Genomic DNA, 16435 nt, shown 5'->3' on the forward strand with positions numbered 1-16435 from the left:
GCATACCTATACATATATAATAAGGTATAAGGACAATGGCTGAATACCCTATCAACAAGGGCATAGGCCGTCCGGTGGAGTTCAAGGGACTGAAGGCGCAATACCTGTTCATCTTCGCAGGCGGACTGCTTGCCGCCTTCATCCTCTTTGTCATCCTGTACATGGCAGGCGCGGGCCAGTGGCTCTGCATCGGCTTCGGTGTGGTGTCGGCTTCCGCCACCGTCTGGCTCACGTTCCGCCTGAACGCGAAGTACGGCGAACACGGGCTGATGAAGCTGGGCGCGGCACGGATGCGCCCCCGCCATGTGCTCCACCGCAGACGGGTGTCCAATCTGTTAAGACGAAAAAAGAAAGGAAGAAACGTATGAGAAATGTAATGAAAGCCACCACGCTGGAAAGCCGCTTCCCGTTGCTCTCGGTGGAGCACGGCTGCATCGTCTCGAAGGACGCGGACATTACCGCCGCCTTCGAGGTGGAACTGCCGGAGGTCTATACCGTCACGGCAGAGGAGTACGAGGCCATCCACGCCACGTGGTGCAAGGCGATAAAGGTGCTGCCCGACTACTCGGTGCTGCACAAGCAGGACTGGTACGTGAAAGAGCGGTACCGCCCCGACACAGGCAGGGAGGGCATGGGCTTCCTTGCCCGCAGCTACGAGATGCACTTCAACGAAAGACCTTTCCTCCATCACAAGTGCTACCTGTTCCTGACGAAGACGACAAAGGAGCGCATGAGGCAGCAGAGCAACTGGAACACCCTGTGCCGGGGGCACATCGTGCCGAAGGAGATGCAGGACAAGGAAACGGCGGTGAAGTTCATCGAGGCGGTGGAACAGTTCGCGCGTATCCTGAACGATTCGGGGCACATCCGGCTGCGCCGGCTCTCCGATGACGAGCTTACGGGCACGGAAAAGGAAACGGGCATCATAGGCAGGTACTTCGCGCTCTCGCCGGGCAATGTGGACTGTCTGGAGGACATGGAAATGACGGCGAGGGAGATGCGCATCGGCGACAACCGGCTGTGCCTGCACACCCTGTCGGACACGGAAGACCTGCCCGCTGCGGTGGCCACGGACAGCCGTTACGAACGGCTCTCGACCGACCGCTCGGACTGCCGCCTGTCGTTCGCCGCCCCCGTGGGGCTGCTGCTTCCCTGCAACCACATATACAACCAGTACGTGCTCATCGGCAACAGCGACGAGGAACTGCGCCGCTTCGAGAAAACGGCGAGAAACATGCAGTCGCTCTCGCGGTACAGCCGCCAGAACGTCATCAACCGTGAGTGGGTGGAGGAATACCTGAACGAAGCGCACTCGCAGGGGCTGAAGTCCGTCCGCGCCCACTTCAACGTGATGGCGTGGAGCGACGACGCGGAGGAACTGAAACGCATCAAGAACGATGTAGGCAGCCAGTTGGCGAGCATGGGCTGCGTGCCGCGCCACAACACGACGGACTGCCCGACGCTGTTCTGGGCGGGCATCCCCGGCAACGCCGCCGACTTCCCGGCGGAAGAAGCGTTCCACACGTTCATCGGGCAGGCGGTGTGCCTCTTCGCCGGCGAGACCAACTACAAGGACTCGCCCTCCGCCTTCGGCATCCGCATGGCGGACCGTATCAGCGGCAAGCCGCTGCACATCGACATCTCCGACGTGCCGATGAAGCGGGGCGTGACGACGAACAGAAACAAGTTCGTATTGGGCCCTTCGGGAAGCGGCAAGTCATTCTTCATGAACCACCTTGTCAGGCAGTATTACGAACAAGGATCCCACGTGGTGCTGGTCGATACGGGCAACTCCTACCAAGGGCTGTGCGAGATGATACACCGCAAGACGAAGGGCAGGGACGGCATCTACTTCACCTACACGGAGGAAAAGCCCATCTCGTTCAACCCGTTCTACACGGACGACGGGCTGTTCGACGTGGAAAAGAAGGACAGCATCAAGACTCTGCTGCTTACCCTGTGGAAAAGCGAGAACGAACCCGCCACAAAAACGGAGTCGGCGGAACTGGGCAGCGCGGTGAACGCCTACATCCTGAAAATCCAGCAGGACAGGAGCATCGTGCCGTCGTTCGACTCGTTCTACGAGTACATGCGGGACGTGTACCGCAAGGAGATGGAGGAACGCTACATCAAGGTGGCGAAGACGGACTTCAACATCGACAACTTCCTGACCACGCTCCGGCAGTATTACCGGGGCGGACGGTACGACTTCCTGCTCAACTCCACGGAGAACATCGACCTGCTGCACAAGCGGTTCGTGGTCTTCGAAATTGATTCGGTGAAGGATAATGCCGAGCTTTTTCCGGTGGTTACGATTATCATCATGGAAGCATTTATCAACAAGATGCGGCGGCTGAAAGGCGTCCGAAAACAGCTTATCGTGGAGGAGGCTTGGCTGTGACATGTAAGTCTTGTATATGATTGTTCAACTTTCATTCCACGAGTTGGAAATAGAACGATTGAACCTGTTGTTCCGTCAACAGTAGCCTATGGGAACGTGCGGTATTAAGCAATGAACCCGTGCGGTAACAGAACCAACAATGAAGCCCTTCCGAAAGGAGAAGTCTGAACCGTGAGGGGATGACAACTGCCGTTAGTATCGAACGACAGGGGAGCTAGGCTGAATGGTATGAATAACGTAATGTGAACCGTTGATAAACGTCGTAACTTCGAATGAGCTGCTAATGATACTGGGCTCTAACCCAAAAGGGATGCAGTCGGATAACCTTCTCCATGCTAAGGTTACACGGACATAACGACTGCCGGCGGATAGACGGATTCTAACCCATTCGTTTGTCATATACGAGAAACATGGTAAACCCGTACTTCTCCTGTTAACAGCAGGTAAGCAGACCGTAAGTGAAGCCGAATGGAGTGCGGGCAGAGGAATGCGGAGAAAGCGAATGCCGTTCTGTAACGGAACGGATAGAGGTTGAAACATCACCTCACACGAAAGTGGGCAGACTTCCGCATGGTGGATGTTTTACAAGAAACTTATAGAACTTATTAAAGGAGAAAAGCAAATGAACGAGATTAAAACATCGTGTGCATCTACTGACCGGAAATGGAGCACTTGGGAAAGCATAGACTGGAACAAGTGTGAGATAGCGGTTAATAAGCTACAAGCACGTATTGTAAAAGCTCAAAAGGCGGGCAAACACGGCAAGGTGAAATCCTTGCAATGGGTGCTAACGCATTCGTTTTACGCTAAAGCTTTAGCCGTAAAGCGTGTTACATCAAACAGTGGCAGTGACACCGCAGGCGTTGACAAGGTGAAATGGTCAACTCCCAATGCCAGATTCAAGGCTATCGGTGAACTGAAAAGAAGAGGCTACAAGCCCCAGCCGTTAAAAAGGGTCAATATCAAAAAGAGTAATGGGAAACTACGTCCTTTAGGTATCCCGACGATGAAAGACAGGGCTATGCAGGCATTATACCTGCTTGCGTTGGAACCTGTATCGGAAACAACTGCGGACAGTAATTCCTACGGTTACCGTAAAGAGAGAAGTACTGGAGATGCAAGGGAACAATGTTTTTGTGTCCTTGCAAAGAAAACTTCTCCCGAATGGATTATGGAGGGTGACATCAAAGGTTGTTTCGACCACATCAGCCACGAATGGCTGCTGAACAATATCCCTATGGATAAAGTGATGCTGCGGAAATGGCTCAAATGCGGTTTTGTCTTCAACAAGGAGCTATTCCCCACGGAAGAGGGTACCCCACAGGGCGGTATCATTTCACCAACTCTTGCGAATATGACACTGGACGGGCTGCAAACTATGCTTGCAGAGAAGTATCACAAGAAATTTGTAAACAGGAAAACGACCTACTATCCCAAAGTACATCTTGTACGCTATGCGGATGATTTTATCATCACGGGTAGAAGCAAGGAAGCTTTGGAAGAAATCAAACCGTTAGTAGTAGACTTTCTCAAGGAAAGGGGATTAACCCTATCGGAAGAGAAAACAAAGATTACACACATTGATGACGGATTTGATTTTCTTGGGTACAATATCCGAAAATACAAAGGAGTGCTTCTAATCAAACCGTCCAAAAAGAGCCTGAAGAAATTCATGCAGAAAATCCGGGGAATCATTGATTCCAATAAAGGAAGCAAACAGGAATCACTTATAAGGCTCTTGAATCCTGTGATAACAGGCTGGGTAAACTACTATAAGAATTGTGTGGCTTCTGACACATTCAGAAAAGCTGACTACCTGATATTTGAAAAGTTATGGCAATGGGCTAAGAGACGACACCCCAAGAAAGGCAAATACTGGATTGCCGACCGGTACTTTACACGGGTAAAAAACCGCAACTGGTGCTTCGTGGCAAACTTCAAGAAAGGCAAGACTGATGACAGGATTGCACTGAAAAGGCTGTATGACACAAAGATTACCCGATATGTCAAGATAAAAGGTGAAGCAAATCCCTTTGACCCCGAATGGACAGAGTATTTTGAAAAGCGTAAGACTTACAAGATGCTACAGTCGCTCAACGGTAGAAAATCATTGCTGTACATGTGGGAAAGACAGAACCATTTATGTCCCGTATGTGGTAAACCCATAGACAAGGAACATCCTTGGGGAACTTCCCAACAAATAGTCAATGGCAAGAAAGTAAATTTCCTGCTGCATGACAGCTGTAGAAGAAAAGTCATTCAAACTAATAAGATGTAACTATGAGCTGGTTTCTATTAAATAGAAATTTAACACTGCTTGAGCCGTATGATTGGAAACTTTCATGTACGGTTCTGAGGGGGGAAAGGGGCAGTAATGCCCCTGACCTACCCGGCAAGGCCCTTTCTTCGGCGAACATGGCTGATTATCTGCGCTATATGTACAAGACGGTCAGAAAATACTTCGGCGAGGCGATTGTGGTGACGCAGGAGGTGGACGACATCATCTCGTCGCCCATCGTGAAGGAGAGCATCATCAACAACTCGGACTGCAAGATACTGCTCGACCAACGGAAGTTTATGAACCGCTTTGACCAGATACAGGGGCTGTTGGGGCTGACGGAAAAGGAGAAGTCGCAGATACTCTCCATCAACCAGTCCAATGACCCGTCAAGGCGGTACAAGGAGGTCTGGATAGGGCTGGGCGGCACGCAGTCGGCGGTGTACGCCACGGAGGTGTCCATGCACGAGTACCTCGCCTACACGACGGAGGAAACGGAGAAGATGGAAGTCCGCGAACTGGCGGAGAAGCTGGGCGGTGACATGGAAGCCGCCATACGGCAGATAGCGGAAAGGCGGAAAGAAGAAAAACAGTAAACAGATTATTCAACGACATTAAAAATTGAAACAGAAAATGAACATTGAACTGACAAAAACACAACGGCTGCTGCTTTGCGGCGGTCTGATTGGCTTGGCATCGCTGATGCTGCAAGCCTGCGAAACGGTAATGAAGGAAAACGAGGATGTCCGTGAGAAGATTTGCGGCAACTGGCAGAGTGCGGAGGCGGGACCCGATGTGCTGGTGTACAAGGAGGGTGAACACTACAAGGTGACGCTGTTCCGGCGGTCGGGCGTGCGCCGCAGGCTGAAGCCGGAAACCTACCTGCTCCAACGGGAGGAGAACGGCAACCTCTACATGAACACGGGCTTCCGCATCGACGTGGCGTACAACGAGGAAACGGACGTGCTGACCTTCTCGCCGAACGGCGACTACATCCGGGTGGACACGGATAATGCTTCGGACGGCGAAAAGAAAGAAGAATAATGAAAAGACAACGAACCACTAAATCCAACGTGAATGAGAATAAAACAGAAACTGAAAATGCCGCTGATAGCGGTCTGCCTGTGCCTCACGGGTGCGGGCACGGCAAACGCCCAGTGGGTGGTGTCCGACCCCGGCAACCTCGCCCAGAGCATCATCAACTCCGCCAAGGAGATGGTGGAGACGGCGGGCACGAAGGCGAACACCCTGAACGGCTTTTTGGAAACCAAGAAAGTGTTCGAGCAGGGCAAGAAGTATTACGACGCCTTGAAATCCGTGCATGACGTGGTAAGAGGCGGCGTGAAGGTGACGAAGAGCATCGGGCTGGTGATGGAAATCTCCGAAATCTACGTGGAAAACTACCAGAAGATGCTCTCGGACGAGAATTATACACCGGAGGAGCTTGCCGCCATCTCGTCGGGCTACGCCATGCTGATAGACGAAAGCTCGGACGTGCTGCAAGACCTGAAGAACGTGGTGAACGTCACGGGGATGTCGCTCTCGGACGCGGAACGGCTGGCGATTATCGACAACGCCTACCGCAGCCTGATGAACTACCGCAACCTCGTGCGCTACTACACGGGCAAGACCATCTCGGTAAGCTACCTGCGGGCAAGGAAGAAGAACGACATGGACCGGGTGATGTCGCTGTACGGAACGGCTAACGAAAGGTACTGGTAGGCTATGGGAGAGTTCGACAACCTTCACCAGATACTCCTTTCGCTCTACGACGAGATGATGCCGCTCTGCGCGGACATGACGGGCGTGGCGAAAGGGCTTGCCGGGCTGGGCGCACTGTTCTACGTGGCGATGCGCGTGTGGCAGTCGCTCGCCCGTGCCGAAGCGATAGACGTGTACCCGCTGCTGAGACCTTTTGCATTAGGTCTGTGCATCCTGTTCTTCCCGACCATCGTATTGGGCACGATGAACAGCGTGCTGAGTCCCATCGTGCAGGGCGTACACGGGATTCTCGAAGAGCAGACCTTCGACATGAACGAGTACCGGGAGCAGAAGGACAAACTGGAGTATGAGGCGCTGATGCGCAACCCGGAAACCGCCTACCTCGCCTCGGACGAGGAGTTCGACCGCCAGTTGGACGAGCTGGGCTGGTCGCCCTCGGACATGGTGACGATGACAGGGATGTACATGGACCGGGCGGCGTACAACATCAAGAAAAGCGTGCGTGACTGGTTCCGGGAACTGCTTGAACTGATGTTCGCCGCAGCCGCACTCATCATCGACACGCTACGGACGTTCTTCCTCGTGGTACTGTCCATACTGGGACCGATAGCCTTCGCCTTCTCCGTGTGGGACGGCTTCCACTCGACGCTCTCGGCGTGGTTCAGCCGCTACATACAGATTTACCTGTGGCTTCCCGTGTCGGATTTGTTCAGCACCATACTGGCGAAAATCCAGATACTGATGCTCCAGCAGGACATCGAGCGTATGCAGACCGACCCGAACTTTTCGCTGGACGCGAGCGACGGGGTGTACATCGTATTCCTTATCATCGGCATCGTGGGTTATTTCACCATACCGACGGTGGCGGGCTGGATTATCCAGGCCGGAGGCGGCATCGGCAGCTACAACAAGAACATCGGGACCGCCGGGGCTTTGGGCGGCAGCGTGGCAGGTGCAGCCGCAGGAAACGTGGCGGGGCGTGCCGGGAAGCTCATCAAGGGAACGGCTGGAAAGGTGTTCAAGAGGTAACAGCCGGAACGGTCGAAGTGGCACATTGGGGTTGCCTATGTGCCACTCTGACCTCCCCGAAGTGCCACTTCGGAAAAAGGATACCGAAACATGATTTTACAAACAGAAAAAGAAAGACGAAAAGAAAATGGAATTCAAATCACTAAAGAACATCGAGACGAGTTTCCGGCAGATACGTCTGTTCGGCATCGTCTATACGGCAGCCTGCGCCCTCGTGGTGGTCTGCTCGGTGGTGTGCGCCTTCCGCTTTGCCGAGGCACAGCGGCAGAAGATATACGTCCTCGACGGGGGCAAGAGCCTGATGCTCGCGCTCTCGCAGGACCTGTCGCAGAACCGTCCGGCGGAAGCGAGGGAACACGTGCGCCGTTTCCATGAGCTGTTTTTCACGCTCTCACCGGAGAAAAGCGCGATAGAGCACAACGTGAAGCGTGCCCTGCTCTTGGCGGACAAGAGCGCGTACAACTACTACGCCGACTTCGCCGAAAAGGGCTTCTACAACCGCATCATCGCCGGCAACATCAACCAAGTGCTTCAGGTGGACAGCGTGGTGTGCAACTTTGACCGTTACCCCTACGAGGCGAGGACATACGCAAGACAGATGATTATCCGCGAGAGCAACGTGACGGAACGCACGCTTGTGACCGCCTGCCGCCTGCTCAACGCGAGCCGCTCGGACGACAACCCCAACGGCTTTACCATCGAGGGCTTCACGGTGCTGGAGAACAAGGACATCCGAACCATAGAAAGATGATGCGCGTATGGGAAAGATGAAAACTCTGATTGAAGGCTTGAAAGGCGGGGTACGCAGGAAACTGGAAGCCCTGCCGCCGAAGGCGCGTCTGGGGATAGTCCTCACGGCATTTGCCCTCTTCGCCGTCCTTTGCCTGTACATGACCGTCACCGCCATCGCCGGTTTCGGCAAGGGGAACGGGGCAATGGAGATGCGGCACATCGAGAAATTGGACCTGCCTGTGCAGGAGAATATGAACCTATATAATAATGTGTATGGAAAAGGAACAGAAGAAAAATGAACAGAAAGAGAAAAAGCCGCTGACCGAACAGCAGCGGCAGCAGCGCAGGAAGATGCTGGTCTATCCGCTGATGGGACTGCTATTCTTGGGCTGCATGTGGCTCATCTTCGCACCGTCCTCCGAGGACAGGGAGAAGGCGAAGCAGGGTCAGGGATTCAACACGGACATGCCCCTGCCCGAAGACTCGAAAATCATCGGTGACAAGGCGAAAGCCTACGAGCAGTTGCAGTTGGAGAACCGGCAGAAAGAACGCCGGGGCATGGTGGGCGACCTGTCCTCGTTCTGGCACGACGGCGCGGAAAAGCCGGACACGGCGGCTGCATCGGACGACTACCGCCTGACACAGACGGAACCGTCCGAAAATGAGCGTGCCGATAAGCAACAGGCGGGCATACGCACCTCCGCTGCCGCCTATGAGCGGCTGAACACTTCGCTGGGCACGTTCTACGAGCCGCCGAAGGAGGACCGGGAAAAGGAGGAGCTTCGGGAACGCATTGACGAACTGGAAGCCATGCTGATGGCGCAGGAGGGCAAGCCGTCCTCGATGGAGGAACAGGTCGCGCTCTTGGAAAAGTCCTACGAACTGGCGGCAAGATACCAGAACGGGAAAGGCAATGCCGGGCAGACCGCACAGCCCGAAGGGACGGAAACATCCGCCAAGGCTGACGAAAGGAACATGAAGGCGGAACCGGTAAGCGGGGTGCGTCCGGCGGTGGTGTCCGCCTTGCCGCAGCCCATGACGGACTCGGCTTTCATCGCGGACTACGCAGGTGAACGGAACTACGGTTTCCACACCGCCATCGGCACGGTGGAAGCGTCGGAAAAGAACACCATCGCCGCCTGCGTGCAGGGCGACCAGACCGTTACGGACGGGCAGACGGTGAAGCTCCGGCTGCTGGAGCCGATGCGCGTGTCGGGGCGCGTCATCCCCCGGAACACGCTCCTTGTGGGCGCGGCACGGTTGCAGGGCGAAAGGCTCGGCATCGGCATCACCTCGCTGGAACACGGGGGAAGCATCATCCCGGTAGAACTGGAGGTGTACGACAGCGACGGGCAGGCGGGCATCTTCATCCCCGGCTCGATGGAGATAGACGCGGCAAAGGAAATCGGGGCGAACATGGGCAGCTCGCTCGGCAGCAGCATCAACATATCGACCGACGCGGGGGCGCAGCTCGCCTCCGACTTGGGGCGAGGGGCGATACAGGGCATCTCGCAGTACATCTCGAAAATGATGCGCACGGTCAAGGTGCATCTGAAATCGGGGTACAAGGTGCTGCTGTATCAAGAAAAGGAATGAACAGCCCAAAAACATAAAGGCGAAAAAAGAGAAAAAATAATCAACAAACCAATTTTTAATCACCACTAAATCCAACGTAAAATGAGTATCAAGAAAGTAATGACAATGTTTGCCCTGCTGATGGGCATCGCTTGTGCGACCTACGCGCAGGGAGTGACGAACGACAGCACCGCCACCGCCAAGGAGGACGGGCTGGAACTGGTGAAGGACGTCTATCCGCAGACGGAGGAGGACGGCGACCTGTACCACGGTCTGACGAAGAAGCTGATGTTCGACCGCATGATACCGCCGCACGGTCTGGAAGTCACGTATGACAAGACCGTCCACATCCTGTTTCCGGCGGCGGTGCGCTACGTGGACCTGGGTTCGCCCAACCTGATAGCGGGCAAGGCGGACGGCGCGGAGAACGTCATCCGTGTGAAGGCGACGGTCAGGGACTTCCGCAGCGAGACGAACATGAGCGTCATCACGGAGGATGGCAGCTTCTATACCTTTAACGTGAAGTACGCCGACGAGCCGCTTATCCTGAACGTGGAAATGAAGGACTTTATCCACGACGGCAGCACGGTGAACCGACCGAACAACGCGCAGGAAATCTACCTGAAGGAACTGGGAAGCGAAAGCCCGATGCTGGTGCACCTCATCATGAAGTCGCTGCACAAGGAGGACAAGCGCAAGGTAAAGCACATCGGCTGCAAGCGTTTCGGCATCCAGTACCTGCTGAAAGGGATTTATGTCCACAATGACCTGCTGTATTTCCACACGGAAATCAAGAACCAGAGCAACGTGCCGTTTGACGTGGACTACATCACGTTCAAGATTGTGGACAAGAAGGTGGCGAAGCGTACCGCCATGCAGGAACAGGTGCTGTTCCCGCTCCGCGCCTACAACTACGCCGTCCGTGTAGCCGGGAAGCAGTCCGAGCGCACGGTGTTCTGCCTTCCGAAGTTCACCATCCCCGACGGCAAGCAGCTCGTGGTGGAGATGAACGAGAAGGACGGCGGACGCCACCAGACGTTCACCGTGGAGAACGAGGACTTGGTACAGGCTGAAACCATCAACGAACTGCGCGTGCGATGAAAGTGAGAGTCTTTTTCCTTATAACGCTTCTGTCCGTCCTCCTGGCAGGACGGGCGGAAGCCCAGCGGTGCCTGCCGAAGATGCGGGGCATCGAACTGAAAGCCGGGCTGAACGGGGCGGACGGCTATGTGCTGGGAGCCACGCTGTCAAGCTACGCCAGAGGCGGCAACAAGTGGGTGTACGGGGTGGAATACCTGCAAACCAACCATGATTATAGGAGTACGACCATCCCTGCGGCGCAGTTCACGGCGGAGGGCGGCTTCTACTACAACTTCCTGTCGGACGCGAAAAAGGTGGTGTTCCTCTATGCGGGCGCGTCAGCCCTTGCCGGATATGAAACGGTGAACTGGGGCGAAAAGACGCTGTACGACGGGGCAAGGCTGAACAACGGGGATGCTTTCGTCTATGGCTGCGCCGCCACGCTGGACATGGAGGTGTACCTCGCGGACTTCATCGCGCTGACGGCTTCGCTCAGGGAGCGTTTCCTCTGGGGCGGAAGCATGGGGGTGTGCCATACGGAGTACGGGATAGGTGTCAAGTTCATCATCAACTGACGGATGCCTATGGACATAGAAGCGATGAAACGGTTTCCGATAGAGGACTTCCTCGCCCGGCTGGGGCATCATCCCGTGCAAAGGCGTGCCAATGCCGTCTGGTACAGGTCGCCTTACAGGGAGGAGCATACGCCTTCCTTCAAGGTAAACCCGGAGAAGAACCTCTGGTTTGACTTCGGCGAGGGCAAGGGCGGCAACATCTTCGCATTGGCAGGCGAGTTCATCAAGACGGGCGACTTCCTCACGCAAGCGAGGTATGTGGCGGAAGTGGCGGGTATGCCGGCACAGGACTATGGACCGCAAAAAGCCGTTGATACGCACCGTTCCGACGGACACAGCTTCGAGGATGTGGAGGTGCTGCCTTTACAGAACCGGGCGTTGCTCCATTACCTGCAAGAGAGGGGCATACCGTCCGCCGTCGCCATTGCGAACTGCAAGGAGATGCGCTACACCACGCACGGCAAGCGGTATTTCGCCGTGGCTTTCGGCAACGAAAGCGGCGGCTACGAGATACGCAACCCGTTCTTCAAGGGCTGCGTGCCGCCGAAGGACGTGACTCTGCTGTCGGTCGGCTCGGCGTCCTGCAACGTGTACGAGGGCTTCATGGACTACCTCTCCGCCCGTGCGCTGGGCATAGGCGGCAAGGAAGACCACCTCGTGCTCAACTCGGTGTCCAACGTGGCGAGGGCGTACCGCCAACTGGACGGCTACGGGCGGATAAAGTGCTACCTTGACAATGACGAAGCCGGGCGGCGGACGCTGGGGGCTTTGCTTGCACGTTACGGCGGAAGGGTATCGGACTGCTCCGGCATCTATGACGGGTGCAAGGACTTGAACGAGCACCTGCAAAGGGTGCTTGCCGAAAGGCAGGCTCAAAGCGAGAACGAAAAGAAAAACAAATCCATCAGACTATAACAGATTATGAACATGAATAAATTGGACAACAGACAAAAAGCGAAAAGAAACATAGTAAGAACCTTTGCTGCCCTCTGTGTGGGTATGCTCTCCTTCGGCTTCACCGCCTGCGATGATGACTTGGACGTGACGCAAGCCTACCCGTTCACGGTGGAGACCATGCCCGTGCCGAAGGAACTGGCGCAGGGCGAAACGGCGGAGATACGCTGCGAGCTGGTGCGTGAGGGCGAATTTGACGGGGCGGTCTATACCATCCGTTATTTCCAATACGACGGCGAGGGCACGCTGAAGCTGGATAACGGCTTGGTATTCCTGCCCAACGACCGCTACTTGTTGGAGAACGAGAAGTTCCGCCTGTATTACACCTCGGAGTGCGACGAGTCGCAGAGCCTGACCATCACGGTGGAGGACAACTTCGGCAATGCCTTCGAGTGGGAAGTCGAGTTCAACAACGACTCGGATGCAGCGGTGTCGGACACCTTGAACGTCAGCCGATGATGCGCAAGGCGTTACTCCTGCTGCTGGCGGCTGTCCTCTGCGGCAGCCTGCCGGCACAGGATACGGAGGAAACGGCACGGCTGCTGGCGCTGTTCAACAGCCACCCGAAAGCGGACATAGCCGTCGAACTGGTGAAGAAATATGAGGGGCTGCATGACCGTTCCGACTACCCGTATTACGGCTACGGACACCGCAGGCTGCCAAACGAGAAGCTGTCCTACGGCATGACGGAGTCGGAAGCCGAAGCCCTGCTCCGCAAGGATTTGGCGGTGCGTTACAGGCTGTTCCGCAAGTATGGTAAGGACGCGCTCCTGCTTACGGTTCTCAGTTACAACGTGGGGCAAGGGGTGCTGCTCGGTCATGGAGGGCATCCGAAAAGCAGGCTTGTCCGCAAGCTGGAAGCCGGAAACAGGGACATTTACCGTGAATACACAGCCTACTGCCGGTACAAGGGCAAAACCGTCCGCTCGATAGAGCGGCGGCGCAAAATGGAGTTCCTGCTGCTATATGAGCCGTGAGGCTATGGGATAAAAAAGAACCGATGAAGCAATTTCATCGGTTCTTTTTCCTTGTATGGCATTTATGGTATCACATTCGGTATGACACCTTGTTTGATGGTCTTACCGTTCCTGCAAAGTTCAATGACACCCGGACTAAATCCCATGTCTGTCAAAGCGACACATCGGATATAGTCCTCGTATTCCTTGCCGCTGAAATTCTTGCCTGTCAGATTATTGAAGAACATAGGGATGCTTCTCCCGTCCTCGCTGTATAACACGGTCTTGCCGTTCTGTCTGATTTCGTCCATATCATGTAATTATTTTTATGATACCTATTTATCGAAGATGGGAACAAAAGGGCTTTTTGCTACTTTTGAGCCGCCTCCTGCTCACCGTCAAAAGTAGCGGGCGGCAAACTCCGCCACCCGCCGAAGGGTCAGAAACGGGTGTATAGTCCCGTTACCTGCGTGAATATGTCTTGTAACATATCAAAATACACTCCCTCGTACTTGGCAATCTCCTTGACCTTGATGTCGAAGTGCTTAGTCATGGACTGGCGGTAGAAATACATGGTGTATGTATCTGTATCCTCGTCCAATATCACTTTCAAGCGGTTGGCGGAAGTCTTGTTCCTCGCAAGGCTCATTTGCAGCCCGTTCCGCAAGCCTATGAAATCCTTGCTGCCCGTCATGGCGGCAAACCTGCGTCCGCCCATCTGTTCTAAAATCGTCTTTGCTATCATCGTTTATATTTAAGTTGTCCTTTGTTAAGGGTGGCTTTTGCCACCCCGATTTTTTATTTGAAGTTCATCCGCTGGCGGATATTTTCAAGGGTACGCTCGGCAATGGGGCGTGTATCTTTTGTCCATAGGTCATAGTCATGCACGGATACTCCCACGCTCCGCAGGTCACGGATATAGCCGGACACATAATCTCCCGAAGGGAGGTAAACGAACTGCAACCATGCGTCCTTGCCGTCTGTCAGTATAAAATAGTATTTCATGATGCTTTTTCTTTTAATGGTAAGTGTGGGAGGTGGTGTTCACCGCCACGCACTCAAAATTCTCTCATTTCGGCGATAGTCGTACAGTGTGTGAGCCATTCCTTTACGCAGGGCATGTTGTATTCGGAAGTGATGACTGCCGTATGCTCGTTTATTTGCGTAAACCTCGTACTTTCATAGTCCTCCACCCATCCTTTGAGGGTGTCAGTTCCCCATGCGTCCACATCGGAAAACATATTGTCCAATACCTTGATTGGGTCGCTGAACGTAACTATCAGCGTATCATAGCCTGCTGTCATAGCCTGTCCTCCTTCGCTTTAATCCATTCGTCACGCAGCCGCCTGCACTCGTCCAAAGTGGGTTTCACGCAGGAGAACAACTCTCCGTCTGTATGGCGATAGTCGTATTGCACGAAAGTGCGCCTTTTCCTACCGATACTCATTTGGAAACTCTCGTATTTCTCCGTTCCTGCCGTTTGGCAGGTGCTTACTCCGTTAATGGTCATTCTCGTTGTCATAGCCTTATCAATTAAAATTCAACAATCAGTAATCTGTTCTCCAAACATTGGTCGGGGTCGGATGCCTTTTTCTGCGTCACCCATAAATGGTGTGCGCCATATCCAAAGGCGAAAAGAGCATTGAAAAGTTCCTTTCGGGCGAATACCTCCATTACACCCCTTACATCCTGCTCGTTCTTTGTCAGTACAAGCGTGTTCAACAATTCGATAAACATTTCGGGCAGTTCTTCGTGCCATCCGAAAACCATATTTTCTATTTTCACTTCCATATCTGTATTTATTAGGTTGTTATACAATCATGCCGCTTTCATCCGCTGCCGTATCTGCTCGGCATTGTCCTCCACCAATTTGATGATACGGTCGTGGTATTCGGTGTTGGAGTTGCATACGCCACGGCTCTGCACCACTTTCAACGTCTGCAAGTCCACTTCCACCGTTTCGATGCGTTCTCCGTCAATTCGTGCGGACAGTATCAGCGAATTTTCATCATTGTAGTAAGCGTTGGTATAGACGCAATGGTGCATGGCTTTCCCTTCCTCGTAAAACTCATCCACGCTTTGCAATACCTTTACAATGATTAGTCCGTCCGTCAGTACAAGGTTGAGGAAAGCGGCTTTCTTTCGGATATACTCGTCTTTCTCTTTCACCATATCCTCCAAACGTTTCCGCTCACGCTCCAACCGCTCGGCTTCCATTGCAATGCGCTGTTGCTCCCGTTCACGCTCCAATTGGGCTTGTCTTTTCTCCATATATAGGTCGTGGGCTGCCTTGAGGTCGGTCGGGCAGATGAAATGGGGGTTGCGCAGGTCTTTCCCCAATTTCTCCAACAGATATACAAGGTCGCACCACAATGATAGGTCGGTTATGGCATATTTGTTCCGCATGGCTATCTTGTACGAGTGCCAACATCTGTCAAGTGCTTGCGGTTTGGAGAGAAAATAGCGCAAATGCTCGATATTGCCCGACTTCATCAGGGTTTCCGCACGGCTGTCCGAAAGCAATGCAGGGATGAGCTTGGTCGGCACAATGCCATGAAAGTCACCCTTGAAACCGTTTCTGCGTAACGTGTCCGTCACCTTGAATTTAGGGTATATCGGAGAATGGGCGATGTGGTCGTATGCGATGTTGTCCTGCCGGATAGCCATAGGAGAGGCAAAAGAGAAAAGGTCAAGATACCTGCCCCAAATCCGCTGTTTGCCGACAACCGCCGTGCGTCCTTCCTTGTTCCACCAGTACTGACCGATTTCAAGTACATAGGGGTCAGCCTTGCAACCTTTCTCCATCTCCACGAAAAGGAGGTACATACGCAGCACTTGGTATTCCCCACACGTGGTAAGAACGGTGAAGTATTGTTTCTGCTGCACTTTGCGGACATAACTTGTTACCACTTCCAGCCTTGCCCCACATTCGGGGCAAGTGTAGTATTTTGTCTGTTTGTCCATAATCCAGCTATGACCGCAGTCCATGCAGGTGGTGCGTCCTTTGGGCAAACGGTGGGCGTAATGGTCAATGCACTCACGGAAAGCCCAATTCATCTGTGCTTTGGTTATGGGGCGGAGTTTCTTGCTCTGTGCAAGTACCGCTTTCTCGAATTTGTTTCTCGGTTTCATA

General features: G+C 54.0%; 21 protein-coding genes and 1 pseudogene. 15 read left to right on the forward strand and 7 right to left on the reverse strand.

The genetic code is table 11. The features are described 5' to 3' along the window. Nucleotides 1-35: 35 nt before the first annotated feature. The 15 genes and pseudogenes from BQ5591_RS07770 (at nt 36) to BQ5591_RS07840 (ending at nt 13323) form a co-directional block, all read left to right on the forward strand. The gene (locus BQ5591_RS07770) at nt 36-368 is read left to right on the forward strand and encodes a DUF4133 domain-containing protein (protein WP_071148924.1); all 333 of its coding nucleotides are present in this window, start codon (nt 36-38) and stop codon (nt 366-368) included. Further along, nucleotides 365-2401, forward strand: a complete 2037-nt coding sequence (locus BQ5591_RS07775) for a TraG family conjugative transposon ATPase (protein WP_083380902.1) — start codon at nt 365-367, stop codon at nt 2399-2401. The genes BQ5591_RS07770 and BQ5591_RS07775 overlap by 4 nt, the downstream gene beginning before the upstream one ends. A gap of 622 nt (nt 2402-3023) precedes the next feature. Then, on the forward strand, nt 3024-4679 hold the full coding sequence (gene ltrA, locus BQ5591_RS07780; RefSeq protein WP_071149379.1) for a group II intron reverse transcriptase/maturase: 1656 nt from the start codon (nt 3024-3026) through the stop codon (nt 4677-4679). Between the two features lie 113 nt (nt 4680-4792). Continuing rightward, a pseudogene (locus BQ5591_RS07785) lies at nt 4793-5275 on the forward strand (TraG family conjugative transposon ATPase); the annotation flags it as partial. 37 nt (nt 5276-5312) lie between these two features. Further along, on the forward strand, nt 5313-5723 hold the full coding sequence (locus tag BQ5591_RS07790) for a DUF3876 domain-containing protein (protein WP_071149380.1): 411 nt from the start codon (nt 5313-5315) through the stop codon (nt 5721-5723). 33 nt (nt 5724-5756) lie between these two features. Then, nucleotides 5757-6401, forward strand: coding sequence for a DUF4141 domain-containing protein (locus BQ5591_RS07795; RefSeq protein ID WP_071148926.1), 645 nt, complete (start codon nt 5757-5759; stop codon nt 6399-6401). Between the two features lie 3 nt (nt 6402-6404). Next, nucleotides 6405-7430: a conjugative transposon protein TraJ gene (gene traJ / locus BQ5591_RS07800; protein ID WP_071148927.1), complete on the forward strand. Its 1026-nt coding sequence runs from the start codon at nt 6405-6407 to the stop codon at nt 7428-7430. A 127-nt stretch (nt 7431-7557) separates the two neighbouring features. Next, the gene (gene traK / locus BQ5591_RS07805; protein WP_004322024.1) at nt 7558-8181 is read left to right on the forward strand and encodes a conjugative transposon protein TraK; all 624 of its coding nucleotides are present in this window, start codon (nt 7558-7560) and stop codon (nt 8179-8181) included. 7 nt (nt 8182-8188) lie between these two features. Continuing rightward, a complete protein-coding gene (locus BQ5591_RS07810) occupies nt 8189-8461 on the forward strand; it encodes a TraL conjugative transposon family protein (RefSeq protein WP_071148928.1) in 273 nt (90 codons plus the stop codon). Next, the gene (gene traM / locus BQ5591_RS07815; RefSeq protein WP_205410626.1) at nt 8430-9758 is read left to right on the forward strand and encodes a conjugative transposon protein TraM; all 1329 of its coding nucleotides are present in this window, start codon (nt 8430-8432) and stop codon (nt 9756-9758) included. The genes BQ5591_RS07810 and traM overlap by 32 nt, the downstream gene beginning before the upstream one ends. An 81-nt stretch (nt 9759-9839) precedes the next feature. Continuing rightward, the gene (traN, locus tag BQ5591_RS07820; RefSeq protein WP_239464699.1) at nt 9840-10838 is read left to right on the forward strand and encodes a conjugative transposon protein TraN; all 999 of its coding nucleotides are present in this window, start codon (nt 9840-9842) and stop codon (nt 10836-10838) included. Then, complete coding sequence (locus BQ5591_RS07825) at nt 10835-11392, forward strand: conjugal transfer protein TraO (RefSeq protein ID WP_071148930.1); 558 nt, start codon at nt 10835-10837, stop codon at nt 11390-11392. The genes traN and BQ5591_RS07825 overlap by 4 nt, the downstream gene beginning before the upstream one ends. 3 nt (nt 11393-11395) lie before the next feature. Next, on the forward strand, nt 11396-12307 hold the full coding sequence (locus tag BQ5591_RS07830) for a toprim domain-containing protein (protein ID WP_071148931.1): 912 nt from the start codon (nt 11396-11398) through the stop codon (nt 12305-12307). Between the two features lie 6 nt (nt 12308-12313). Next, nucleotides 12314-12805 carry a DUF3872 domain-containing protein gene (locus BQ5591_RS07835; RefSeq protein ID WP_083380904.1) on the forward strand — a complete coding sequence of 164 codons (492 nt, stop codon included), beginning with the start codon at nt 12314-12316 and terminating at the stop codon, nt 12803-12805. Beyond that, nucleotides 12802-13323 carry a glycoside hydrolase family protein gene (locus tag BQ5591_RS07840; RefSeq protein ID WP_071148932.1) on the forward strand — a complete coding sequence of 174 codons (522 nt, stop codon included), beginning with the start codon at nt 12802-12804 and terminating at the stop codon, nt 13321-13323. Before BQ5591_RS07835 ends, BQ5591_RS07840 begins: the two co-directional genes overlap by 4 nt. 62 nt (nt 13324-13385) lie before the next feature. Here the strand turns inward: BQ5591_RS07840 and BQ5591_RS07845 are convergent, their stop codons facing one another. From BQ5591_RS07845 to BQ5591_RS07875, 7 genes are all read right to left on the reverse strand, one after another. Then, entirely contained in the window at nt 13386-13613 is a 228-nt protein-coding gene (locus BQ5591_RS07845; RefSeq protein ID WP_071148933.1) for a DUF7688 family protein, read from the reverse strand. Between the two features lie 128 nt (nt 13614-13741). Further along, complete coding sequence (locus BQ5591_RS07850; protein WP_071148934.1) at nt 13742-14047, reverse strand: hypothetical protein; 306 nt, start codon at nt 14045-14047, stop codon at nt 13742-13744. A 53-nt stretch (nt 14048-14100) separates the two neighbouring features. Beyond that, entirely contained in the window at nt 14101-14307 is a 207-nt protein-coding gene (locus BQ5591_RS07855; protein WP_071148935.1) for a hypothetical protein, read from the reverse strand. A gap of 53 nt (nt 14308-14360) precedes the next feature. Further along, nucleotides 14361-14606 carry a DUF6956 domain-containing protein gene (locus BQ5591_RS07860; RefSeq protein ID WP_071148936.1) on the reverse strand — a complete coding sequence of 82 codons (246 nt, stop codon included), beginning with the start codon at nt 14604-14606 and terminating at the stop codon, nt 14361-14363. Beyond that, nucleotides 14603-14824 carry a DUF3873 domain-containing protein gene (locus tag BQ5591_RS07865; RefSeq protein ID WP_021963145.1) on the reverse strand — a complete coding sequence of 74 codons (222 nt, stop codon included), beginning with the start codon at nt 14822-14824 and terminating at the stop codon, nt 14603-14605. The genes BQ5591_RS07860 and BQ5591_RS07865 overlap by 4 nt, the downstream gene beginning before the upstream one ends. 11 nt (nt 14825-14835) lie before the next feature. Further along, entirely contained in the window at nt 14836-15093 is a 258-nt protein-coding gene (locus BQ5591_RS07870) for a hypothetical protein (protein WP_071148937.1), read from the reverse strand. Nucleotides 15094-15120: 27 nt separating this feature from the next. Continuing rightward, nucleotides 15121-16434, reverse strand: coding sequence for a PcfJ domain-containing protein (locus BQ5591_RS07875; RefSeq protein WP_071148938.1), 1314 nt, complete (start codon nt 16432-16434; stop codon nt 15121-15123). Between the last annotated feature and the right edge of the window lies 1 nt (nt 16435).

The sequence above is a fragment of the Bacteroides ndongoniae genome (assembly GCF_900108345.1).
Taxonomy (GTDB): Bacteria; Bacteroidota; Bacteroidia; order Bacteroidales; family Bacteroidaceae; genus Bacteroides; species Bacteroides ndongoniae.